21 protein-coding genes, 1 tRNA gene and 2 pseudogenes are annotated in these 21549 nt (G+C 69.0%); 14 read left to right on the forward strand and 10 right to left on the reverse strand.

Annotated elements, in window-relative coordinates:
* Nucleotides 1–22: 22 nt before the first annotated feature.
* The 3 genes from D3272_RS17840 to D3272_RS17850 are packed head-to-tail and all read right to left on the reverse strand — an operon-like array spanning nucleotide 23 to nucleotide 1222.
* The gene (locus D3272_RS17840; RefSeq protein WP_129220564.1) at nucleotides 23–376 is read right to left on the reverse strand and encodes a hypothetical protein; all 354 of its coding nucleotides are present in this window, start codon (nucleotides 374–376) and stop codon (nucleotides 23–25) included.
* A 5-nt stretch (nucleotides 377–381) separates the two neighbouring features.
* Nucleotides 382–606 (reverse strand): hypothetical protein, encoded by a 225-nt coding sequence (locus D3272_RS17845; RefSeq protein WP_129220565.1) that lies wholly within the window; start codon nucleotides 604–606, stop codon nucleotides 382–384.
* 55 nt (nucleotides 607–661) lie between these two features.
* Nucleotides 662–1222, reverse strand: coding sequence for a LexA family protein (locus D3272_RS17850; protein WP_245496647.1), 561 nt, complete (start codon nucleotides 1220–1222; stop codon nucleotides 662–664).
* Between the two features lie 271 nt (nucleotides 1223–1493).
* Between D3272_RS17850 and D3272_RS17855 the strand changes: the two genes are divergently transcribed.
* Together D3272_RS17855 and D3272_RS17860 are read left to right on the forward strand one after the other, a co-directional pair.
* A complete protein-coding gene (locus tag D3272_RS17855; protein WP_245496648.1) occupies nucleotides 1494–2492 on the forward strand; it encodes an HWE histidine kinase domain-containing protein in 999 nt (332 codons plus the stop codon).
* Nucleotides 2493–2720: 228 nt separating this feature from the next.
* Nucleotides 2721–3974 carry an acyltransferase family protein gene (locus tag D3272_RS17860; RefSeq protein WP_129220567.1) on the forward strand — a complete coding sequence of 418 codons (1254 nt, stop codon included), beginning with the start codon at nucleotides 2721–2723 and terminating at the stop codon, nucleotides 3972–3974.
* A gap of 213 nt (nucleotides 3975–4187) precedes the next feature.
* Here the strand turns inward: D3272_RS17860 and D3272_RS17865 are convergent, their stop codons facing one another.
* On the reverse strand, nucleotides 4188–4877 hold the full coding sequence (locus D3272_RS17865) for a TetR/AcrR family transcriptional regulator (protein ID WP_129220568.1): 690 nt from the start codon (nucleotides 4875–4877) through the stop codon (nucleotides 4188–4190).
* A gap of 82 nt (nucleotides 4878–4959) precedes the next feature.
* Here D3272_RS17865 and D3272_RS17870 point away from each other — a divergent pair, with 82 nt between their 5' ends.
* Both D3272_RS17870 and D3272_RS17875 read left to right on the forward strand, forming a co-directional pair.
* Nucleotides 4960–6264 carry an HlyD family secretion protein gene (locus tag D3272_RS17870; RefSeq protein WP_245496649.1) on the forward strand — a complete coding sequence of 435 codons (1305 nt, stop codon included), beginning with the start codon at nucleotides 4960–4962 and terminating at the stop codon, nucleotides 6262–6264.
* A gap of 9 nt (nucleotides 6265–6273) precedes the next feature.
* Nucleotides 6274–7833 (forward strand): MDR family MFS transporter, encoded by a 1560-nt coding sequence (locus D3272_RS17875; protein ID WP_129220569.1) that lies wholly within the window; start codon nucleotides 6274–6276, stop codon nucleotides 7831–7833.
* 352 nt (nucleotides 7834–8185) lie between these two features.
* On the opposite strand, the gene D3272_RS17880 is transcribed toward D3272_RS17875, so the two are convergent.
* Nucleotides 8186–8262: transfer RNA gene (locus D3272_RS17880), tRNA-Arg, on the reverse strand.
* 32 nt (nucleotides 8263–8294) lie between these two features.
* Between D3272_RS17880 and D3272_RS17885 the strand changes: the two genes are divergently transcribed.
* From D3272_RS17885 to D3272_RS17895, 3 genes are all read left to right on the forward strand, one after another.
* Nucleotides 8295–9179 (forward strand): nuclease (SNase), encoded by an 885-nt coding sequence (locus tag D3272_RS17885; protein ID WP_129220570.1) that lies wholly within the window; start codon nucleotides 8295–8297, stop codon nucleotides 9177–9179.
* A gap of 33 nt (nucleotides 9180–9212) precedes the next feature.
* On the forward strand, nucleotides 9213–10757 hold the full coding sequence (locus tag D3272_RS17890; RefSeq protein WP_245496650.1) for a M48 family metalloprotease: 1545 nt from the start codon (nucleotides 9213–9215) through the stop codon (nucleotides 10755–10757).
* 125 nt (nucleotides 10758–10882) lie between these two features.
* A complete protein-coding gene (locus D3272_RS17895) occupies nucleotides 10883–11770 on the forward strand; it encodes an RNA polymerase factor sigma-32 (RefSeq protein ID WP_129220571.1) in 888 nt (295 codons plus the stop codon).
* Nucleotides 11771–11867: 97 nt separating this feature from the next.
* Here the strand turns inward: D3272_RS17895 and polA are convergent, their stop codons facing one another.
* Nucleotides 11868–14975: a DNA polymerase I gene (gene polA / locus D3272_RS17900; RefSeq protein ID WP_129220572.1), complete on the reverse strand. Its 3108-nt coding sequence runs from the start codon at nucleotides 14973–14975 to the stop codon at nucleotides 11868–11870.
* A gap of 126 nt (nucleotides 14976–15101) precedes the next feature.
* Between polA and D3272_RS17905 the strand changes: the two genes are divergently transcribed.
* Nucleotides 15102–15353 (forward strand): hypothetical protein, encoded by a 252-nt coding sequence (locus D3272_RS17905; RefSeq protein ID WP_129220573.1) that lies wholly within the window; start codon nucleotides 15102–15104, stop codon nucleotides 15351–15353.
* A gap of 202 nt (nucleotides 15354–15555) precedes the next feature.
* On the opposite strand, the gene D3272_RS17910 is transcribed toward D3272_RS17905, so the two are convergent.
* Nucleotides 15556–15729 (reverse strand): DUF1328 domain-containing protein, encoded by a 174-nt coding sequence (locus D3272_RS17910; protein WP_129220574.1) that lies wholly within the window; start codon nucleotides 15727–15729, stop codon nucleotides 15556–15558.
* Nucleotides 15730–15907: 178 nt separating this feature from the next.
* Between D3272_RS17910 and D3272_RS17915 the strand changes: the two genes are divergently transcribed.
* Nucleotides 15908–16780, forward strand: a complete 873-nt coding sequence (locus D3272_RS17915; RefSeq protein ID WP_129220575.1) for a transporter substrate-binding domain-containing protein — start codon at nucleotides 15908–15910, stop codon at nucleotides 16778–16780.
* Nucleotides 16781–16859: 79 nt separating this feature from the next.
* Here D3272_RS17915 and D3272_RS27395 read toward each other — a convergent pair whose 3' ends face one another.
* Nucleotides 16860–17027 (reverse strand): hypothetical protein, encoded by a 168-nt coding sequence (locus D3272_RS27395; protein WP_165361404.1) that lies wholly within the window; start codon nucleotides 17025–17027, stop codon nucleotides 16860–16862.
* 158 nt (nucleotides 17028–17185) lie between these two features.
* Here D3272_RS27395 and D3272_RS17920 point away from each other — a divergent pair, with 158 nt between their 5' ends.
* From D3272_RS17920 to D3272_RS28440, 5 genes and pseudogenes are all read left to right on the forward strand, one after another.
* Entirely contained in the window at nucleotides 17186–17713 is a 528-nt protein-coding gene (locus tag D3272_RS17920; RefSeq protein ID WP_281010969.1) for an SDR family NAD(P)-dependent oxidoreductase, read from the forward strand.
* Between the two features lie 79 nt (nucleotides 17714–17792).
* Nucleotides 17793–18701: a DMT family transporter gene (locus D3272_RS17925; protein WP_245496659.1), complete on the forward strand. Its 909-nt coding sequence runs from the start codon at nucleotides 17793–17795 to the stop codon at nucleotides 18699–18701.
* Nucleotides 18702–18706: 5 nt separating this feature from the next.
* Nucleotides 18707–19588 carry an aminotransferase class IV gene (locus D3272_RS17930; RefSeq protein ID WP_207210246.1) on the forward strand — a complete coding sequence of 294 codons (882 nt, stop codon included), beginning with the start codon at nucleotides 18707–18709 and terminating at the stop codon, nucleotides 19586–19588.
* A pseudogene (locus D3272_RS27705) lies at nucleotides 19585–20163 on the forward strand (SDR family NAD(P)-dependent oxidoreductase); the annotation flags it as partial. The gene D3272_RS17930 and the pseudogene D3272_RS27705, both read left to right, overlap by 4 nt.
* 74 nt (nucleotides 20164–20237) lie before the next feature.
* A pseudogene (locus tag D3272_RS28440) lies at nucleotides 20238–20285 on the forward strand (hypothetical protein); the annotation flags it as partial.
* Nucleotides 20286–20385: 100 nt separating this feature from the next.
* Here D3272_RS28440 and D3272_RS27990 read toward each other — a convergent pair.
* Both D3272_RS27990 and D3272_RS17940 read right to left on the reverse strand, forming a co-directional pair.
* Nucleotides 20386–20784: a hypothetical protein gene (locus D3272_RS27990; RefSeq protein WP_245496651.1), complete on the reverse strand. Its 399-nt coding sequence runs from the start codon at nucleotides 20782–20784 to the stop codon at nucleotides 20386–20388.
* On the reverse strand, nucleotides 20781–21536 hold the full coding sequence (locus tag D3272_RS17940) for a flagellar biosynthetic protein FliR (protein ID WP_129220578.1): 756 nt from the start codon (nucleotides 21534–21536) through the stop codon (nucleotides 20781–20783). Before D3272_RS17940 ends, D3272_RS27990 begins: the two co-directional genes overlap by 4 nt.
* Between the last annotated feature and the right edge of the window lie 13 nt (nucleotides 21537–21549).

The following is a 21549-nucleotide window of genomic DNA, read 5'->3' on the forward strand; positions in this document are numbered from 1 at the left end:
ACAGCGTGCCGCCCCGTCGGGTTCACGCCGTCAGATTCGCCTCGCCGTCCAGCCCGCGGCGGGTCACGATCCTGATGCCTTGCCGCAGCGTGACGCGTTGGTTCGGGCGGGACGCGCAGGCAGCGTCGAAGGCCGCGTGGGCCGCCGCGTGGTTCGACAGCGAGCCGATGTGCTCGACGATGTGGTTGCCGGATGCGTCCCAAACCTCGACCGTGTAGGATGCGCGCCGCTCCGCCATGCCTTCGGTCGCCAGGAAGCGGAGGGCCGTCACCATCAGGCCGAGGGTTTCGGCCGCGAGCGTGATGCGCCCGGCGCCGCGCGCCTCGAGCGCATCGGCCTTGGCCCGGATCGCCGTGACGGTCCAATGCGTCGGCATGGCCGTCAGGCGGGCTCGCCGGGCCGGCCCGGGTGGAGGACGAACTCGTCGGCCGAAAGCGGCGCGAGGAAGCCGTAGACCTGGTCCGGAAAGGCGACGCCGATGCGCAGCCCGTCGTCGTCGTCGTCCTGGTAGGTGTCGACGACGCATCCGACGGCGTCGGCGAAAGGCTCCAGGCGCTCGCGCAGGCAACTGCCCGGCCTGAGGCGGACGGCATCGCCGATCTTCATGGTGCTCGCCTCCTCGATGTCTCGGCCGCGCGCGGTTCGCCGCGGCCCCGGGCGGTCAGAACGTGCGGACGATCCCGGTCACGACGCCCCACACCTCGAAGGCGGAGGCCTCGTCGATGGCGATGTCGGGGAAGTCCGGGTTGGCCGCCTCCAGCACGACGCCCTCGGCCCTGAGCCGGTAGGTCTTGATGGTGAACTCGCCCCCGACGAGGCCGAGCACGATGCAGCCGCTCACCGGCGACCGGGCCCGGTCGACCACGGCGACATCGCCGGGAAGCAGGCCGCGGTCCCGCATGCTCTCGCCCGAGATGCGCACCGCGAAGGTGGCGGCCGGGTTCCTCACCAGCAGTTCGTTGAAGTCGAGCGGCCGGTCGATGTGGTCGTCGGCAGGGCTCGGTGAGCCGCAAGCCGCCGCCGCCGAGGCCAGCGGCACCGAAGCCGTGCTGCGGGCCGACACGTCGAGGAAGGCGTTGATGTCGCCGGCCCGCAGGCTCCCGTCCCGCATGCGCTTGGCGATGGCGGCGAGCGGCAACGGCAGGCGCACCACCGCCGAAGGCTCGCCGGCCGGCCGGCCGGCCCCGGGCCGCGCGCCGCCCCTCTTCCGCATCTCGCCCATGGGACCTCCGATTGATTGACGTAACGGTTATCGATCCAAACGGGGCCGGTCGCAAGTCGTTCCGTCCGATCGAGGGGGTCGGTCGGCTGCCGCGGCCTGTCCCGGGGGCGCTGAACCGCCTTCCGTCCGGCGAGTTGACGGCGAGGTCCATCGGCCGTTTCTGGCGCGTGTCATGCGGTCGCCGACGCGCGCCGGCTCGCGACCGCGAGCCTGTTCACAGGCTCCAGGCATGGTCCGGCGCCGGAGATGGGCGCCGCAGGGAGGCATTGCGTTGAACGGACCCGACCATCCTTTGCCGGATCTTTCCGTCCTGCTCGCCGCCATCGAGGCTTCGAGCGAGGCGATCCTGATCACGTCAGCGGAACTCGATCATCCCGGCCCGTACATCGAATATGCCAATCCGGCCTTCACCCGCATGACGGGTTACGAACCCGGCGAAGTCCTGCAACGGACGCCCCGCATGCTCCAGGGGCCGCGGACCGAACGCGGCGTGCTCGACCGCATGCGGGCGACACTGGTCCGCGGCGAAACCTACCAGGGCGAGGCTCTCAACTACCGCAAGGACGGCACGACCTACATGGTCGAGTGGTTGATCGCCCCGGTGCGGGACGCGGGAGGCCGCATCACGCGCTGGATCTCGGCGCAACGCGACATCACGGAACGCCGCGCCTCCGAAGACCGGCAGGACCTCCTGGTCCGCGAACTCCACCACAGGGTCAGGAACACGCTGGCGACCGTGCAGGCGGTGCTGAACGCCAGCCTGCGCTCGTCGGTCAGCATGGCGGAGTTTTCACGCTCCTTCGGCGGGCGGCTCGATTCACTGGCCAAGACCCACGCCATGATCACCGAGGACCGCACCCAGGTGGTCTCGTTCGAGGACCTGCTGCGGGCCGAACTCCACGACATGCCCGGCCACGCCCGCATCGCGCTGCAAGGGCCTCCCGCTCTGCTGCCATCCGAACTCGCCGTGCCGGTCGGGATGGCGCTGCACGAGCTGACGGCCAATGCCCTGCGCCACGGCGCTCTGGGGCACGCGGACGGGCGCCTCGAAGTGAGATGGTCGCTGGAGGGAGAGGGTGCCGACCGGACGCTGCGCTGGACCTGGAACGAGCATGACGGGCCGCCCATCCCCTTGCCGACGCGGGAAGGGTTCGGGATCGGGCTCCTCAAGCAGTTGCTGTCCTATCAGGCGCATGGGACGGTCGACGTCGCCTTCGACCCAGACGGCCTGCGCGTCACCGTCGCGATGCCGCTGTCCGACGTGGCGTGAAGCTCGGCGGGATCGGCCGGGCCTGCGGGACGGGGCGTTGCAGGCGGTGAAGCGCGGCAACGCCCGGCTGCTCCAGGCGGCCGGAGCGGCTCGTGCTCGACCGGCTGTGCACCGTCGACGACGCGCCCCTGTCGTCGTCGGAGGTGGAACGGGTCGGGGCATAGAAGAACGACCTCGGTCCCGTTGCCTCGACTTGACTGTGCCGCGGCCGACGGCGTTCGTCAGCTCATGACGATCATGGCCGGATCTCCCGTGAAGCCCAGGCATCCACGACGACCAGGAGGATCGTCCGACACAGAAACGCTGGTCGCCGATCCCGGCGGCCGGGCGCTCGAAATCGACGCCGTCCGCGGCTGGGCCGCCCTGTCGGTCGTGTGTTTCCACGTCTTCTGGGAAACGTTCGGCGTGGCGGTCCCCTGGCTTCGCAATCCCTACACGGCCTTCCTGCTCGCAGGCCATTTCGACGTCATCCTGTTCTTCATCCTGTCGGGCGACGCGCTGAGTTTTCCGTTCTTCCACGGCGGCGGCGCCACCTACCTGCAGCGGGCCGCGCTCAAGCGCTACCCGCGCCTGACGGTGCCGATCGTGGTCGTCACCGCCGTGACGGCCAGCCTCATGGCCCTGGGCCTGACGCCGACGGTCGCAGCGGGCGACATCGTCGACCGGGCGGATTGGCTCGGGAGTTTCGCCCGCTTCAACGCCAGCGGCTCCGGCGCGATTAAATTCGCCTTCTATCATGTCTACACGGGCAATTACCGTAGCGACTACCTTCCTTTTCTGTGGACCATGCCCGTAGAACTGATCGGGTCGTTCTTCCTCCTGCTCGCGCTTTTCGTCTTCCCGCGGGTCAAGGGCGCGACCTGGATCGTGGCCGTATTGGCCTACTTGCTCGTTGCCGACGGGTCCTTCATGGGCTGCTTCTTGATCGGCATGTTGCTCGGCAAAGCACGGGCCGCCGGGGTCTTTCGACGTCTGCCGCCTACGGTCGATCGCTACGGCGCACCGCTCGGCATCGTCACGGCGCTTTGGTTCGTCGGCCGTCGTCAGGTTCTGGGTGACCAGGAGCTGCGCGGGCTCGTCGGTGCCGGAACACTGCTGCTCTTGTCCATCTACTCCTGCAAAAGCCTGGTTGCGTTGTTGGCGCGCAGCCGCGTGTCCCAGTTCCTCGGGCGCATCTCCTACCTGCTCTACCTCTGGCACTTCACTGTGTTGATCAGCGTGACTTCAGGGTTGATCACCTGGGCGGCAGGCTCGGACGGCGTGCTGACGCCGCTCACGGCGCTCGCCATCGGGATCGCGACAGTCGTGGCGAGCCTCGCGGTGGCGCATTGGACCATGGCGATCGAGGGCTGGGCGCGGACCGTCAACGGCGTCCTGCTCCGCTGGTGTTGGAAGAACGAGGATCAAGACCCGACGGACGAGCACCGCGCCCCACGACCTGTCGCGACACGCGCCTCGGTCACAGGGCCTGTCGACGGCTGACCGGCACGCCGAGATCGTGGTCCGCCCCTCGGGACTTCACCTCGAGATCGGTGACCTGGCGCAGCGCGGACCGGTCCGAGGTGAAGCGGCTTGGCTGCTGCCGGTGAAGCATGGCCGAGCATGGCATGAGCTCGGGAGCGAACGAGCTTGCCGAGAGCAGACGCGCGCCCCCGTGCGCCTCGATCCCGTTCTGGGTCCGGCGACGATCCCCGGTCAGCGAGGTGCAGCGACGCCGTTGAGGAACACCGATACCGCGGCCTCGACGCGCCGGTCGACCTGCGCGGGATCGATGGTGATGCCCAGCATGGCGAGGCGCGACAGGCGACCCACCACGAGGCTGAGAAACAGGTCGGCCGCCATCTCGCTGTCCTCGACGACGAGCTGACCGTCTCGCGCGAAATGATCGAGCACGGCAGCGATCGAAGCATTCGATCGCTGCCAACCCTCGCGATGGACCATGTGGGCCAAGTCAGGGAACCGGATCGCCTGGGCGATCACGATGCGATTGATCGCGATGGACTCGGGCACCAGGGCTGCCGATACCATGCTGCGCCCCATGGCCAGCAAGACATCTGCGACCTTGTCGCCCGGGATCGGCGCTTCCACCATGCTGCTCGACAGCCAGCGGTCGATTTGGCGCCGGAAAACCGCTGCGAAGAGGGCGGCCTTGTCGCGGTAGCGGGCATAAAGCGTGGCTTTGCCGACATTGGCCGTCTCCGCGACGGCGTCGATCGTCGTTGCGTCGAAGCCGCGCTCCATGAACATGGTGGCGGCGATCTCGACGAGGCGCGCGTCGCGTCGCAGAGCCTCCTGCTGCGAGGGACGGCCGCCCGAGCCGCGGCGCGGCTTGGTCGGAGCGGAGGCGTGCACCGTGGGCTGCGGTTCGTCGAGGTCGAGCGTCATGCCGGGATCATAGTCCTTGCGTTAACCGAACGCGCTCATCATAACAGAACGAGATAGTTTCGTTCAATTTGGCAGGCGGCGCATGGACGGCATTTCCGCAGACAGGCTGAGCTTCAACGCTATCGAGCGCGACGATGTCATGAGCGACGCGACGGAGCGGGACGAGGTCGTGGCTCGCAGCGCCTCGCCCGATCCTGTGCCGGCTTCGCTCGATCACGCTCCGCCGAACCCGACCTCACCCCAGCAGGCGGCTGCCCCGCAGTCCGGCACGCCGGCTGCCCCAAGCGTGCAACCGCCGCGACAAGGCAGGAGGAAGAAAGTGCTCGTCGCCGCGGTGCTGCTCGCCGGCGTGGCCTATGGTGGTGACACTGGCTGGCACTGGTGGACGGTGGGACGCTACCAGGAGACCACCGACAACGCCTTCCTCCAGGCCGACAAGGTGACGGTATCGCCGCGAATTTCGGGGTACGTCGCCACCGTGGCCGTCGGCGACAACCAGGTGGTCCACACCGGCGACGTGATCGCCACACTCGACGACAGCGACGCCCGCATTCAGGTCGAGGGGGCGAAAGCGGAGCTTGCCAAAGCACAGGCACAGCTGGATGGCTACAAGGCCGCCGTGGTGCAGCAGCAGGCGAGCGTGGCCTCCGCCCAGGCCGATATCGCCAACGCGCAAGCCGGTCTCGCCTTCTCGGTGCAGGAGGCCAAGCGCTACGCCGACCTTCTCACATCCGGCGCCGGCACGTCCCAGCGCGCACAGCAGACCGACGCCGACCTGCGCCAGCACCGGGCGACGCTCGACAAGGACCGTGCGACGCTCGACTCCGCGCAGAAGCAGGTCAAGACCTACGAGGCGCTGGCCGCCAGCGCGGTCGCCGGCATCGCATCGGCGCAGGCGAAGCTGGATCAGGCCGAGCTCAGCCTCGGCTACACGACCGTGCGGGCGCCGGTGGATGGCGTGGTGGGCGACCGCGCCGTACGGGTGGGCCAGATGGTGCAGGCCGGCATGGGGCTGCTGACCGTGGTGCCGATGGGCCGCGACATCTACCTCGTCGCCAACTTCAAGGAAACGCAGCTCGGCGACATGAAGGTCGGCCAGCCTGTGGGGTTCACCGTGGATGCCTTCGGCGACCATGAGTTTCACGGCCGGATCGACAGCTTCTCCCCCGGCACCGGGGCGCAATTCGCCCTGCTGCCGCCTGAAAACGCCACCGGCAACTTCACCAAGGTGGTGCAGCGCGTGCCGGTGAAGATCCGCCTCGCTACCGACGACCCATTGCTCGACCGGCTGCGACCCGGCCTGTCGGTCGAGGCCACTGTCGAGACGCGGCACGGCGACGTCGTGCCGGACGGCCGGACGCGCATCGGCTTCGCCGACGGCCGCTGAGGATCTGCCATGAGCGCCGACCTCGAGAAAGCCTCGTTTCGCCAGTGGCTCGCCGTCGCGGCCGCTATCCTGGGCGCCTTCACGGCCATTTTGGACATCCAGATCACAAATTCCTCGCTCAGCGACATCGAGGGCGCGCTCGGCGCCTCGTCGGATGAGGGGAGCTGGATCTCCACCGCCTACCTGATGGCCGAGATTATCGTCATCCCACTCACGGGCTGGCTCGGCTCGATCTTCGGGCTGCGGCGCTACCTCGCCGTCAACACGGGGCTGTTCATCGGGTTCTCGGTCGCCTGCGCGCTGTCGACCAGCCTGCCCGAGATGATCCTGTTCCGGGCTGGCCAGGGCTTCACCGGCGGGGTGCTGATCCCCACCGCCATCACCATCGTGCGCACGCGCCTGCCGAAGTCTCAGCAGGCGGTCGGCATCGCGCTCTTCGGCCTCACCGCCACGTTCGCGCCCGCCATTGGCCCGACAGTCGGCGGCTGGCTGACCGACAACCTGTCCTGGCACTACATCTTCTACCTGAACCTCGTGCCCGGCCCGATCGCGCTGGCACTGCAGCTCTATGCCCTCGACCCAGCGCCCCTGAAGCTTGGAGAGTTGGCCAAGGGCGATTGGCTCGGCATCGGACTGATGGCAGCCGGCTTGCCAGCCCTGACCTTCGTGCTGGAGGAAGGCCAGCGCAAGGACTGGTTCGGCTCCCCCATCATCGTGGAGGGCACACTGCTCGCCGTTTTCGGCATCGGCGGCTTCATCCTGCGCGAGATGATGGCGGAAAAACCTTTCATCAATCTGCGCGTCCTGAAGAACCGCTCGGTCGGCGGCGGCTGCCTGCTGATGACGGTGCTGGGCGCCGTTTCGTTCGGCTCGATCTATGTCATCCCGGTCTATTGCGCGCAGATCCAGGGCTACAACGCCGAGCAGATCGGTTACGTGGTGATGTGGAGTGGGCTGCCGCAGCTCGTGCTCTTCCCTGCCATGCCCTTTCTCATGAAGCGCTTCGACCCGCGTCTGCTGGTCGTTGCCGGAGCATTGCTCTTCGCCCTGAGCTGCTTCATCAACGTCGGCCTTACCCACGATGTCGGCATGGACCAGCTGATCCTGCCGCAGCTGCTGCGCGCCGCTGGCCAGCCGTTGTTCACCGTGCCGCTGTCGCAGATGTCGACGGCCGGCCTCGCGCCGCGCGACACCGCCGACGCCTCGGCCCTCTCCAACATGATGCGCAACCTCGGCGGCTCTATCGGCATCGCCATGCTGTCCACCATGATCGACCGGCGTGAACACATGCATTTTTCGGTGCTGGCCGAGGCGATGACCAAAAACGCTACCCTGACACAGTCGCGCCTCGCAGCGATGACCTATGCCATGCAGGCCCACGTCGTCGACCCCGTCGCCGCGCAGGCTCAGGCGCTCGGCCTCATCGCGTCCCAGGCTCGGCGCGAGGCTTACGTGATGGCCTACAGCGATGCCTTCTGGATCATCGCAGTCGGGCTCATCGTCAGCCTCGCCGCCATCCCACTTCTGAAAAAGCCGCAGAAAACGACCGGTCCAATCGAGGCGCATTGATGGGATGCTCTTGCCAAGCCTTCCCACCGGCCCATCGTGGAGACGGTCAGGGCGTGATGGATTCATCTACCGCCGTCAGTGCTGCCCCGATCTGCAACATCCGCCAGCCTCCACAGTGAAGACACCGCAGAAAATCCGATAGGAAGCCCGTGAGGGCACGGCCACGGGCATCAAGGCAACTGGACAGGGCCGTTGTCTTCTGGAACCCGCGCTGCATCGGCCTTCCGGGATCCGACCTCCCGGGTCCAGTCACGACCGGTTTGATCCGACGGAAAACATGGGCCACGACGAGGAACAGGCCAACGGCCCGAACCCAAAACCGTAATGAAAACAACATCCTATGTGAGGTGAGTGGCGGTCCCGGAGGGATTCGAACCCCCGACCTTCGGTTTAGGAAACCGCTGCTCTATCCTGCTGAGCTACGGAACCTCACGACCTCACCCTAGCGAAGAATGCCCGGAATGGAAAGACGCCGCCGCCGCTGCCGGCCCGCCCTCGCGGCGGCGGTGCTGCTCGCGCTCGCCGGTGGCGCGGTGCCGGGCCGGGCCGCCGAGGAGGCCGGGGACGCCGGCTGCGGGGCGGACGGGGGGACGGTCCCGGAGTCCGTCGCCGGGGCGGAGGTGTCGGAGGGGCTGGAGATGACGCTGGCCGACGGTCGGCTGGTCCGGCTCGCCGGGATCGATCCGCCCCTGGCCACGCCGGACGCGCCGGACCTGCCGGCCCGGGCGCGGGCGGCGCTCGAAGCCTGGCTGGGGGCGGGGCCGGCCGGGCTGCGGGCGGTCGCGGCGGGACCGGACCGCTGGGGGCGGGTCGCCGCCCTGGTGGTGCGGCCCGGGGGCGAGGCGGCCGGTGCCGCGGGCGCGCTGCTGGCCGCGGGGCTCGCCCGGGCGCGGCCCGAGCCGGGCCTCGCAGCCTGTTTCCCGGCCCTGCTGGCCGCGGAGGCGGGGGCCCGCACGGCACGGCGCGGCCTCTGGGCGGAGGCCCGCTATGCCGTGCTGGTCCCCGGCGACGCCGCCGGGCTGGCGACGCAGGCGGGCGGCCTCGCGCTGGTCGAGGGCATCCTCCACGTCCACGAGGGGCGCGGCGCGTTCTACCTGGCGCTCGGGCGCGACCGCTGGGGCTTCGCCGCGGTGGTGTCGCGCCGCGATGCCGCCCGCTTCGCCAGGGCCGGGCTCGCCCTGTCCGACTACGAGGGCACGCCGGTGCGGCTGCGCGGCGACCTCGACGGGCGATTCGGCCCGCGGATGCGCCTCACCGAGCCCGAAGCCGTGGAGAGCCTGGAGCCCGGCTCGCTCGTCGAGGCGCCGGATGCGAAACACTGGACGGCCCGCGCGCGACCCCGCTAGACAGGTGCGGTGCGACAGAGGCGACCGATCCGGATGCGGCAGCGGGTGAAGGCGGGCGGGGACGACCGGCGGGCGCGGATGCGCCGCCCGGGCGGCGCCGGCGCGCGCCCGGCGTCCCGCTGGGCCCTGCCGGCGCTCGCCGTCCTCCTGGCCCTGCCGATGCTCGGCGGCTGCGCCGGCCAGCTCGAGGACCAGCCGCGGGCCTTGCCGGCCTCCGTCGCGGTGCCGCTGCCCCCCGCCGCGCCCCGCACCACCGGCGTCGACAGCCCGGCGGCGCGCGAGCACAAGCAGCTGGTGGGCTTCTTCGGCGGGGAATACCACGCCCCCGCCACCGAGCGCTTCGTCGACGAGGTGCTGGTGAAGCTCGCCGCGGCCAGCGACACGCCGAGCCAGGTGTATCGCGTCACCATCCTCAACTCGCCCATCGTCAACGCCTTCGCCCTGCCGTCGGGCGAGATTTTCGTGACGCGCGGCCTGCTCGCCCTCGCCAACGACACGAGCGAGGTCGCCGCCGTGATGGCGCATGAGATCGCCCACGTCACCGAGCGCCACGCCCTGCGCCGGGCCGAGCTCGAGAAGCGTTCGGCCGTCATCTCCCAGGCGGCCGACGTCATCGACGACCCGAACCGGTCCAAGACCTTCAAGAGCTACGCCCAGCTGTCGCTCGCCTCCTTCTCGCGCCAGCAGGAGATCGATGCCGACCAGGTCGGCATCCGGGTCATCGCCAAGGCCGGTTACGACCCCTTCGCGGCGTCGCGCTTCCTCGTCTCGCTCGGCCGCGCCACGGACCTGCGCCAGTCGCTGCATCCCGGCGCCGAGGCCAAGCCCGACATGATGGCGACCCATCCCTCCACGCCCGAGCGCGTCGCCAAGGCCGTGGCGGTGGCGCGGGGCATCTCCGCCCCGGGCATCGGCGAGACGGGCCACGACCGCTACCTCGCCGCCATCGACGGCATCCTCTACGGCGACGACCCCGCCCAGGGCTTCGTGCGCGGGCGGCGTTTCATCCACCCCAAGCTCGGCTTCGCCTTCACGGCGCCGGAAGACTTCGTGCTCGAGAACTCGGCCCAGGCCGTGCTCGGCGTCACCCAGGACGGCACCGAGGCGCTGCGGCTCGACAGCATGAAGGTCGCGCCCGAGACCACGCTCGTCGCCTACCTGGCCTCGGGCTGGATCGAGGGCCTGCAGACGCAGGGGACGCCCGAAGCCATCAAGGTCAACGGCCTCCCCGGCATCACGGTGCTGGCCAAGGCCGAATCCTGGTCCTTCCGGCTCGCCGCCATCCGGGTCGGCGGCGACGTCTACCGCCTGACCTTCGCCGCCAAGGACCTGACGCCCGAGGTCGACCGGCGCTTCCGCGACGCCATCGACACGTTCCGCCGCATCACGCCCGAGGACGCCCGCGACGTGCGGCCGATGCGCGTCGCCATCGCCACGGCGGCGCCGGGGGAGGGGGCGGAGGCCTTCGCGGCCCGCATGGCCGTGCCCGACCACCCGCTCGAGAACTTCCAGGTGCTCAACGGGCTCGACGGCCCGACACTGGAGGCGAACCGCCATTACAAGGTCGTGGTGGAATAAACCCGGGCCGCGCCCTAGATCCGTTCGGCATGTTTGCCGCACTTCGTCCGCCCGGGGATCGCCGACCGGGCTGAAACCTTCCACGGTCGCACGCGTATCTCCCCAGACCAGGCGGGGAGTCGACCATGTTGCAGATGGCGGGCGTGAGGCGGCAGTTCGTGAAGGCCGCGATGGCGGCCCGGTTTCTCGAGCGCGACGAAGAGCGCGCGCTGGCCGAGAGCTGGCGCCACCGCGGCGACGAACACGCCCTGCACGAACTCGCCGCCGCCCACATGCGCCTCGTCATCGCGCTGGCGGCCCGCTTCCGCCACTATGGCCTGCCCATCGCGGATCTCATCCAGGAGGGCCACGTCGGGCTGCTCGAAGCCGCCGCGCGCTTCGAGCCCGAGCGCGAGGTGCGCTTCTCCACCTATGCGACCTGGTGGATCCGCGCCTCCATCCAGGACTATATCCTGCGCAACTGGTCCATCGTGCGGGGTGGCACCTCGTCGGCCCAGAAGGCGCTGTTCTTCAACCTCCGCCGGCTGCGCGCCAAGCTGTCCCGCGAGGGCGGCCCCGAGTCCAACGCCTCCATGTTCCAGACCATCGCGCTGGCGATCGGCGTCTCCCCCGCCGATGTCGAGCTGATGGACACGCGGCTGTCCGGCCCCGACGTGTCGCTCAACGCCCCCGTCACCGACGGCGATTCCACGGGTCAGACCGAGCGTGTCGAGTTCCTGGTCGACGACAAGCCCCTGCCGGACGAGACGGTTGGCGAGCAGATCGACGGGGACCGCCGCATCGTCTGGCTGCGCGAGGCGCTGGGCGTCCTCACCGAGCGCGAACTCAAGATCGTGCGCGAGCGCCGTTTGGCAGAGGACGCCGCCACGCTGGAAGCCCTGGGCTCGCGGCTCGGCATCTCCAAGGAGCGCGTCCGGCAGATCGAGAACCGCGCCATGGAGAAGCTCCGCCGCGCGTTGTCGGACCGCACCGAGGCGGATGCCGCCCGCGCCCTGGTGGCGCTGGCGGTCTGACGGACGGCGCGGAACCTCCACTCCCCGTCCGGCGCCCCCCGGTCGGTCGCGCTGCAGCGCGGACGGCAGCCGGTCGCCGGCCCCCGTCTCCGCTTCGTCAGTGCGCCTCGTCCCAGTTGTGGGCCGACCCGGCCTCGACGGCGAGCGGCACGGACAGCGCCACCACCGGATGGGGCGCCTCGACCATCACCCGCTTGATGACCGGGACGGCCCGCTCGATCTCGTCGTCGGCCACCTCGAACACGAGTTCGTCGTGCACCTGCAGCAGCATGCGGGCGCCGATCTTTTCCGCTTCCAGCGCCGCGTCCATGCGGGTCATGGCGCGCCGGATGATGTCGGCCGCCGTGCCCTGGATCGGCATGTTGATGGCGGCGCGCTCGTTGAAGGCCCGCTCGGACGGGTTCGAGGCGTTGATGCGCGGGTAGTGGCACTTGCGCCCGAACAGCGTCGACACGTAGCCCTGGGCGCGCGCCAGCTTCTTCGTCGCCTCCATGTAGTCGCGGATGCCGGGGAAGCGCTCGAAATAGGTCTTGATGTAGTCGCCCGCTTCCTGGCGCGCGATGCCGAGCTGGTTGGCCAGGCCGAAGGCCGAGATGCCGTAGATGATGCCGAAGTTGATGGCCTTGGCGCGGCGCCGCACCTCGCCGGTCATCTCCGACAGCGGCACGCCGAACATCTCGGAAGCCGTGGTGGCATGGATGTCGCGCCCTTCCGCGAAGGCCTGCTTGAGCTGCGGGATATCGGCGATATGGGCCAGGAGGCGCAGCTCGATCTGTGAATAGTCGGCCGAAACCAGCTTGTGGCCCGGCTCCGACACGAAGGCGGTGCGGATCTTGCGGCCGGCCTCGGTCCGCACCGGGATGTTCTGGATGTTGGGGTCGGAGGAGGACAGCCGGCCCGTGGTGGTGGCGGCCAGCGCGAAGGAGGTGTGGACGCGGCCGTGCGCGTCCGCGAAGGTCGGCAGCGCGTCCGTGTAGGTGGCCTTGAGCTTCGACACCTGGCGCCATTCCAGCATCAGCCTGGCGAAGCCGTTGCCGGTCTCGGCCAGCTCGTCGAGCACCTGGGCCGAGGTCGACCAGGCGCCCGTCGCGGTCTTCTTGGCGCCGGGCAGGCCCATCCTGCCGAAGAGGATGTCGCCGAGCTGCTTGGGCGAGCCGAGGTTGAAGGGCTCGCCGGCGGCCTCGTGGATCTCGGACTCGAGCCGCGCCATGGTCTGGGCGAAGTCGCCCGACAGGCGGGACAGGATCTGCGAGTCGATCGCGATGCCGCGCCGCTCCATGCGGGCCAGCACCGGCACCAACGGCCGCTCCAGCGTCTCGTAGACGGCCGTCATGCGTTCGGCCGGCAGCCGCGGCTTCAGCACGCGCCACAGCCGCAGCGTCACGTCCGCATCCTCGGCCGCATAGGCCGTGGCCCTGTCGAGCGGCACGCGGGCGAAGCCGAGGAAGCTCTTGCCCGAGCCCGCCACGTCCTTGAAGGCGATCGTGTCGTGGCCGAGGTGGCGCTTGGCGAGCTGGTCCATGCCGTGCGTGTCGGTCGTGGCGGCGGCGTCGAGCACGTAGGACATCAGCATGGTGTCGTCGAAGGGCGCGACCGTGATGCCGTGGGCGGCGAAGACCAGCCAGTCGTACTTCATGTTCTGCGCCACCTTCAGCACGTCCGGCGCTTCGAGCAGCGGCCGCAGCCGGTCGAGCACGTCGCGCACGGCGAGCTGCCCGGGCGGGGGCGCTTCGGGCAGCGGCACGGCCTCGGGCGCGCCGAAGAGCCCGCCCTCGGGCGGCGCGGCCTTGTCCTTCTTGCCCTTCTTGGGCTCCTTCGGCTCGGCCGGGGGCGGGGGCGCGAGATGGCCGACCGGGATGTAGACGGCGTCGCCGGGCGCCACCGCGATGGCCACGCCGACGAGTTCCGCCGTGCGGGCGTCGAGCGAGGTCGTCTCGGTGTCGACCGCCACGACGCCGGCCTCGCGCGCCGCCGCGATGACGGCGTCGAGCGCCTCCAGCGTCGTCACGGTGCGGTAGCGCGCGTGCTCCACCGGCAGGGCCCGCATCTCGGCGGCGCGGACGGCGGCCAGCGCCGCCGGGCCGTCGAGCTTCGGCAGGGCGGCCGCGATGGCGGCGGCGTCGCGGTTCTCGGCCGGGGCCTCGCCGGTCGCCACGATGCCGGCGCCCTCCTCGATCGGCGCCGCGGGCGCGCCGTTGCGGGTGCGCCAGCCGCCGGGGCCCACGAGCCGCTCGTCGGGCTCGACCTCGCCGGGCTCGACGCCGTAGAACTCGCCGATGCGGCGCATCAGCGTGGTGAACTCCAGCGCCTTGCAGAAGGCGACGAGCTTCTCGCCCTCGGTGCGGGGCGTTCGCAGCGCGTCGAGCGGCACCGCCACCTCCACGGTGTCGCAGAGCTTGACCATCTCGCGCGAGATCCGGATGCGCTCGACGTTCTCCGGCAGGGTCAGGGCTTCGCGGCGCTTCGGCTGCTTGATCTCGTGGGCCCGGGCCAGCAGCGTGTCGAGGTCGCCGAAGGTGGCGATGAGCTGGGCCGCCGTCTTGATGCCGATGCCGGGCGCGCCCGGCACGTTGTCGGTGGAATCCCCCGCCAGCGCCTGCACGTCGACGACGCGCTCGGGCCCGACGCCGAAATACGCCACGACCTCGTCGGGCCCGATGCGCCGCTCCTCGCGGGCGCCGGCGGCGCCGGGCGCGCCCGAGGCGGCGTCGTACATGGAGATGCCGTCCCCCACCACCTGCATCAGGTCCTTGTCGGGCGACACGATGGTGACGTCGGCACCGGCCCTCCGGGCCTGGCGGGCGTAGGTGGCGATGAGGTCGTCGGCCTCGTAGGTGTCCTGCTCGACCGGCACGAGGCCGAAGGCCCGCACGGCCTCGCGCATCAGGTGGAACTGCGGCACGAGGTCGGCCGGCGGGTCGCTGCGGTTGGCCTTGTAGGCGGGGAAGAGCTCCTTGCGGAAGGAGTTCTCGCTCTTGTCGAAGATCACGGCGAGGTGGGTCGGCACGATGCCCATGGCGCCTTCGCGCACGAACTGCAGGAGCTTCGTGGCGAACAGGCGCACGCCGCCGGTCGGCAGCCCGTCCGACCGCTTGTTGTACTTGTCGTTCTGGTTGATCGACTGGTAGTAGGCGCGGAAGATGAAGGCCGAGGCGTCCACGAGGAAGACGTGGTCGCCGGCGGCGACGGGTCGGTTCTGGGTCATGCTCGGTTCCCGCGGTGTCGCGCGCTTCTTTTCACGGAATGCCGCCCGAGGCGAGCCATCTCGCGCGGGGAGGCGAACCATCGCATGCGGACGTGCTAGGATGCGCCGTCCCCAGGAGGTCCTTTCATGAGCGACGAAGCCACCATGACGGTCGCCAAGCTGATCGACCACCTTCGCCGCTTCCCGCAGGATGCCGAAGTCGTCGACCTCGACGTCTCGGTGGTGATCGATGCCGGCGCCAACCTCGTCCAAAGCCTGTCCCTGTGGGAGAAGGACGACGAGGAGGAGGACGACCCCGAAGACCCCGAGCGCGACGACATCCCCTCCACCCGCGACCGCAAGGTCGTCGACCTGTCGCCCCGCCGCATGAAGCCCTGATCCGGTCGGACTGGCCGACCACAGCAGCCGCGACGTGGAAAGGGCGGGGCGCATGGCGCCCCGCCCTTTACGATGTCGGTCGGAACGCGCCGTCGCCGGGCGCAGGACTCAATCTCCGCCTATCGCCGGCTCGACATCACCCCGGCCCGAAGGCCCGGCGTCTCGGAAGCGCCGAGGCGAATCCGAGACGGCCGATCCTGCTTCAGGTCACGGCCTTGCCGGCCATCACGCCCAGGATGAGGAAGATCACGAAGATGACGACGAAGATGTAGAACAGGATCTTGGCGATGTCGGCTGCGCCAGCCGAGATGCCGCCAAAGCCGAACACGCCGGCCACGATCGAAATGATGAAGAAAATCAGGGCCCATTTGAGCATTGGACGAACTCCTGTCGCGGTGATGCCTCAATGCGCTGGTGCCGCTGGGGTTCCCGCCGCCTGCGCCGCAATGCCGCAAAGCGCCGGGCCGGGGCCGCCGAGGCCGGTGTTTCGGGCCGCCGCACTGGGCTAGGGTGGCGTTCGGCCGGGTGGCCGGTCGGGACGGAGGCGGAGCGCGATGACGACGGCACGATCGAAGCGGCGGGCATCGCGCTTGGCGGTGGGCTTGGCGGTGGGGCTGGCGGGCTGCCTCGCGGCTCCGGCGGGCTTCGCGCAGGCCCCGCTCCCGGTTCCGGCGCCGGCGGCCCCCGCTCCGGCGTCCGGTCCCGCCGCCGACCTCCCGGGGTCGAGCCTGCTCGACACCGTCATGGCGCGTCACCGGCTGCGCATCGGCCTCACGGGCGACTACAAGCCCTTCAGCGACCAGGACCCCGCGACGGGCGCCTTCTCGGGCCTCGACGTCGACCTCGCGACGGGGCTCGCCAAGGCGCTCGGGGTCGAGCCGGTCTTCGTCAAGACGAGCTGGTCGACGCTGCTGGCGGACCTGCAGGCCGGACGGTTCGACATCCTGGTCGGGGGCGTGTCGATCACGCTGGACCGGCAGAAGGTCGGCTATTTCTCCATCCCGTCGGACGTCGACGGCAAGGCCGCGATCGCGCGCTGCGCCGACAAGGACCGGTTCGCCTCGCTCGACGCGATCGACCGGCCGGGCGTGCGCGTCGTCGTCAACCCGGGGGGCACCAACGAGCGCTTCGACCGGGCCCGCCTCCATGCGGCGGAGATCCGCGTCTTCCCGGACAACCGCACGATCTTCCGCGAGGTGGCGGAGGGCCGCGCCGACGTCATGATCACCGACGGCGTCGAGACGCGGCTGCAGCAGAAGCTCAACCCCGGCCTCTGCGCCATCCACCCCGACCAGCCCTTCGACCGGGCCGAGAAGGCCTGGCTGATGCCGCGCGACACGGCCTTCAAGCTCTTCGTCGACCAGTACCTCCACCTGAAACAGCTCGACGGGAGCTACGCGGCGGCGCTGAAGACCTGGGTGGAGTGAGGCGGGTTCCCGGCGTGGGGGCAGCCTCCCCTGCGCCGGGAGGCGCGGTCGGCCGGGCCCGACGCGAGCGGAACCCGGCTCAATCCCCGCCCGGCCCGGCCGCCCGGCCGGCCAGACCCTCGATCATCCGCTCGAGGTCCTTGCGCTCCTTCGCGGCCGCTGCTTCCCGCGACAGCGCTTCCAGGCTCTTCGCCACGAGCTTCTGGCGCGCCGTCACGGCGCGCATGGCCTCGGCTTCGCTCGCCACGGTCCGGGCCGCGGCCTGGCCTTGGGCAGCCTCTACCTCGGCCGCGGCCGGTTCGGCTTCGGCGAGGCGCCAGGCGCTGGACCGAGTCCGCTGGCACGACAAGACATTCGTCGACTCGCCTCCGGATTACCGGTTTTGGCGCTGGGCTGACTGACTGGATCACAAGACGACCCGTCACCGACCTCGTCAACGATGCAGGTATCGAAATCACAGGCCAGATGAGTGACTTCCCACTTGACGATTACGACCGTTTGTTCGGCGTCAATGTCAGGTCCGTCTTTCTGTGTAGTCGCCGTGCGATCCTCGGAATGATTCCGCGACACTCCGGAACTATTATCAACCTGGCGTCGGTAGCTTCCTACCGGACTTGGCCTGGCGACGGTGTCTACAGCACCACCAAGGCAGCCGTGCTAGCCCTGACCAAGGCATTCGCGGTTGACCTCGCACCTCATGGCATCCGGATCAACGCCGTGGCGCCAGCCATTGTCGACACGCCGATGACTCATCGCGCCATCGCAGTCGAACGCAACGGTGACCAGGGTCGGGCACGGCGCGAGGGCCTCCATCCATTAGGGCGGCTAGCCAGAGCCGAAGAGGTCGCCGACGCGATCTTTTTTCTAGCGTCGCCAAGCGCGTCGTTTACAACAGGAAGTTGCCTCAAGGTCGACGGTGGCCTCCTGGCCTGAACGTCTTCTGAGAGGACCGCTTCCATTCTCGTGACAGGATCGTCCATTCATGTCAGAGCCAGTGTCGAATCAATCTTTGGTGACCGTCAAGTTAATATTGGTCCAATTGTTCTGGGCCGGGACTTTTGTGGCTAGTGAAATCGCTCTGCAGACGGAGCCGCCAGCCTTCACGGCAGTCGTGCGGTTTGTCGTGACGACATCATGTTATTGTGGGTTGCTCGGCCTCATGAATTGCCGTGGGAGCGCGGCCACGCTCCCACGGCTGCGGAGGGTGACCCGACGAGGCTGGTTCGTTCTGGCTGGAATGGGTTTTTCTGGCGTTTTCATGTATACGCTCCTTCTACATGCCGGGCTCGAACGGACCACGGCCGCCTATGCGGCTCTGCTGATCCCCACCACCCAACCTATCTTCACTGCGGCGCTGAGCCGGATCGTGTTCCGGGATCCGATCTCGGCCGGCACTCTAGCCGGCCTGATCCTTGGACTCGCCGGAGCGTCTCTGGTCATCAGCCAGGGGGCGGGCTCGATGTCGCTCCTGTCCGCCAACGTCACCATCATCGCTTCGGCCTTCGCTTTCTCGTGCTACGCCGTCTGTTCAAAACTGGCCCCTGTCGAACTCACATCGATCGAAACTACGACGGTGTCGTTCCTCTTCGGAACACTATTTCTGTTACCCATGCCGTTCATCTTTCGAGAAGCGATCGACATCACCGCCGCGACACCCCGTTTCTGGCTATCGATCCTGTATCTCGTGATTTTTGCGACCCTCCTTCCATATTTGTGGTGGAACGAAGCGGTTCGCGCGATCGGGTCTGCCAAGACCGGTGTCTTTACCTTTCTCATGCCTCCGCTTGCCGTCGTACTGGCAGCGGCGGTGCTCGGCCATGCCGCAACGACGCAACAGATCGTGGGTGGCGTGCTGGCTCTTGCCGGCGTGGCATTTGCGACCACCGAACTTCCATTTCGCCGACGAGTGACGTCCCAATGATCCCCATGGACGCGAGACAGGGCACCATTTGGATGGACGGACGATACGTGCCGTGGGCCGATGCCCGTCTGCATGTCTTGAGCCACGGTCTGCATTACGGCACCGTGGCTTTCGAAGGTGTCCGAGTCTACGACGGAGTGGCCTTCAAGTTGCGCGAACACATCGAGCGCCTGTTCGCGTCGTGCCGGACCGTCGGGATCGAACTTCCTGGCTCTGCTACGACCTTGGCTGCCGAGGCGGCGGCCTACGTTGCCAAAACCGGGCTGCGAGATGCCTATCTCCGCCCCATCGCTTGGCGCGGGGCGGAAGAACTCGGTATCGTCGGCCAAATGGCATCATCTCACCTCGCCATGGCTTGCTGGCAGTGGGAAGGGCCGCATGCCGGGAAGCAGGGGCGAGGCATCCGGGTGGGGATTGGCCGATGGCGGCGTCCCGAGCCCGACATGTGGCCCATGCAGGCCAAGTTATCGGGGCTCTACGGCATCGGCTCCATCAATGCGCGACTGGCCAAAGCCGACGGGTTTGACGACGCGCTCGTGCTGACACCGGACGGCGATCACGTGGCCGAACTGACGGGTGCGAATCTCTTCTTTGTCGACCGGGGCCGGCTTGTCACGCCTCCCACCGAACACGCCTTGAACGGATTGACGCGCCAGACCGTGATCGCGTTGGCTGAGCGGGTTGGCCTCGTCGTGGAGGTCCGACCCATCGCGCGCCACGAGATCGAAGGCTTTTCGGGCGCTTTCGCCACCGGCACCGCGTACGAGATATTGAACATATGCCAGATCGGAGACGTTCGCTTCAACATCGGCAGCGACGACGATGCGACAGATATCATTGCGACTGTCGCGCGCGTTTACGCGGCCGCGACCCACGCCATCTCATGACTGACGCCCCGACCTTGGCCGGCCGTCGGGCCTTTGTGGCCGCGTCGTCCGGAGGTATCGGATATGCGTGTGCGGCGGCCCTTGCGGCGGCCGGATGCTCCGTGACGATCAACGGGCGTGATCCAGAGCGCCTGCAACTAGCTGCTCGCCGCTTGCGTCGCGATACTGGCGGATCCGTGTATCATGCGGTCCTCGACGTCACGCAGGATGACGCGGCGGATCGTCTGGCGGCAGGGGCCGAACCGTTTGACATCCTCGTCACCAATGCCGAAGGGCCTCCGCCATCCGTATCCGGCGCTTTGGATCCCGACGCATTCCGGGCGAGCTTCAACGTCAACACCGTCGCCATGGTGGCGTTGATCGCCGCTGCACTTCCCGGCATGCGCCAGCGCGGTTTCGGCCGGATCGTCAATATTTTGTCCGTCGCCGCCGTGCGGCCCGTTCTCGGTCTCGATGCCTCTGCGGCGTCGCGGGCCGGCCTCGTCGCGGGGCTTCGGGGGCCTGCGCGCGAGGCGGCCCGGCATGGGGTCACGATCAACGGCATCCTGCCCGGTCCCATTCTGACCGAGCGCACGGCCCGCTACGTCGCGGCCCGGGCCGCAGCTGGGGCCGGCCAGCCGACGCGGTCGGCGCTGATCTGCTCGCGGCCATTCCTGCTGATCGCTTTGGCACGCCCGAAGAAGTCGGGGCGCTATGCGCCTATCTGTGCTCGCCCTTGGCCGGCTTCGTGACGGGACAGAACATCTGCATCGATGGGGCATATCCATCTGAGGGCCCCGCACCCATCGTTGACCGGCTCAATCCCCGCCCGGCCCGGCCGCCCGGCCGGCCAGACCCTCGATCATTCGCTCGAGGTCCTTGCGCTCCTTCGCGGCGGCTTCCTCCCGCGACAGCGCTTCCAGGCTCTTCGCCACGAGCTTCTGGCGCGCCGTCACGGCGCGCATGGCTTCGGCTTCGCTCGCCACCGTCCGGGCCGCGGCCTGGCCTTGGGCGTCGAGCCGCCGCGCCTGCGCGACCGCGAGGCCCGCCAGAGGGCCGACAAGGTCGGCCCGCACCAGGAAGTCGGCGAGGTCCAGCTTGGCGGCCTCGACGTCGCCGGCGGCGCGCTCGGCCTCGGCGAGGCGCCAATCGGCGGTCTTCTTCAGCTGGTCCTGCACCTTGAGGATGCGCTTCAGGGCCTTCAGCCGCTCCGTCATCCCGACACCAGGAAACGGCCGAAGGCCTCGATGAAGAGGAGCAGCATGGATTTGAACACCAGCGACAGGAGGATCAGCCCGCCGATCAGCAGGAAGGGCGTGGCGAGGAAGAAGGTCTGGATGCCGGGCACGACCTTGCCCAGCAGGCCCATGGCGACGTTGACGACCAGCGAGAAGATCAGGAAGGGGCTGCCGATGCGCAGCGCCAGCATGAAGGCCTCGCCGGATTTGGTGACGAGCTGGTTCAGGGCGAATTGCGGCGCGAAGCCGTCCGTCACCGGCAGGTTCGCGTAGGAGGCCTGCAGGGCCCGGAACACTTCGAGGTGCAGGTCCGTCAGGAACATCAGGGCCGTGGCGGCGAGGGTCATCAGCGTGGTGAGGGCCGGCAGGGATTCGTCGGCCTCGATCGGCGCTCCGAGGTTGCTGCTCAGCCCCACCGACATGGCGATGGCGACGCCGATGAACTCCAGCGCCGTGAAGAACACCCGCCCCAGCAGGCCGATGGCGGCGCCGATGAACATCTCCGAGCCCATGAGCCGCAGCAGGTGGATGGGCGCGCCGTCGACCAGGAGGGGTCGGACGATGTCGAGCTGCAGCGGCGTCAGCGCCAGCGACACCGCGACGGCGATGAAGAGGCGCACCTGGACGGGGATGCGCGGGCTGGAGAAGCCCGGCATCACCAGCAGGCAGGCGCCGATGCGGCTGAAGACCACGAAGGCGGTGAGGACCGAGAGCGACGCCGCGTCGTTCACGGGCCCGGGGTCC

The sequence above is a fragment of the Lichenibacterium ramalinae genome (assembly GCF_004137085.1).
Classification (GTDB): Bacteria; Pseudomonadota; Alphaproteobacteria; order Rhizobiales; family Beijerinckiaceae; genus Lichenihabitans; species Lichenihabitans ramalinae.

What these genes read in the sequence shown, in the direction of transcription:
- D3272_RS17915 (WP_129220575.1), top strand. Translation starts at nt 15,908, where the DNA reads ATGACGACGGCACGATCGAAGCGGCGGGCATCGCGCTTGGCGGTGGGC.
- D3272_RS27990 (WP_245496651.1), bottom strand. Translation starts at nt 20,784, where the DNA reads ATGACGGAGCGGCTGAAGGCCCTGAAGCGCATCCTCAAGGTGCAGGAC.
- D3272_RS17890 (WP_245496650.1), top strand. Translation starts at nt 9,213, where the DNA reads ATGCGGCAGCGGGTGAAGGCGGGCGGGGACGACCGGCGGGCGCGGATG.
- D3272_RS17930 (WP_207210246.1), top strand. Translation starts at nt 18,707, where the DNA reads ATGGACGCGAGACAGGGCACCATTTGGATGGACGGACGATACGTGCCG.
- D3272_RS17870 (WP_245496649.1), top strand. Translation starts at nt 4,960, where the DNA reads ATGGACGGCATTTCCGCAGACAGGCTGAGCTTCAACGCTATCGAGCGC.
- D3272_RS17840 (WP_129220564.1), bottom strand. Translation starts at nt 376, where the DNA reads ATGCCGACGCATTGGACCGTCACGGCGATCCGGGCCAAGGCCGATGCG.
- D3272_RS17885 (WP_129220570.1), top strand. Translation starts at nt 8,295, where the DNA reads ATGGAAAGACGCCGCCGCCGCTGCCGGCCCGCCCTCGCGGCGGCGGTG.
- polA (WP_129220572.1), bottom strand. Translation starts at nt 14,975, where the DNA reads ATGACCCAGAACCGACCCGTCGCCGCCGGCGACCACGTCTTCCTCGTG.
- D3272_RS17895 (WP_129220571.1), top strand. Translation starts at nt 10,883, where the DNA reads ATGTTGCAGATGGCGGGCGTGAGGCGGCAGTTCGTGAAGGCCGCGATG.
- D3272_RS17865 (WP_129220568.1), bottom strand. Translation starts at nt 4,877, where the DNA reads ATGACGCTCGACCTCGACGAACCGCAGCCCACGGTGCACGCCTCCGCT.
- D3272_RS17875 (WP_129220569.1), top strand. Translation starts at nt 6,274, where the DNA reads ATGAGCGCCGACCTCGAGAAAGCCTCGTTTCGCCAGTGGCTCGCCGTC.
- D3272_RS17905 (WP_129220573.1), top strand. Translation starts at nt 15,102, where the DNA reads ATGAGCGACGAAGCCACCATGACGGTCGCCAAGCTGATCGACCACCTT.
- D3272_RS17910 (WP_129220574.1), bottom strand. Translation starts at nt 15,729, where the DNA reads ATGCTCAAATGGGCCCTGATTTTCTTCATCATTTCGATCGTGGCCGGC.
- D3272_RS17850 (WP_245496647.1), bottom strand. Translation starts at nt 1,222, where the DNA reads ATGGGCGAGATGCGGAAGAGGGGCGGCGCGCGGCCCGGGGCCGGCCGG.
- D3272_RS17860 (WP_129220567.1), top strand. Translation starts at nt 2,721, where the DNA reads ATGACGATCATGGCCGGATCTCCCGTGAAGCCCAGGCATCCACGACGA.
- D3272_RS17845 (WP_129220565.1), bottom strand. Translation starts at nt 606, where the DNA reads ATGAAGATCGGCGATGCCGTCCGCCTCAGGCCGGGCAGTTGCCTGCGC.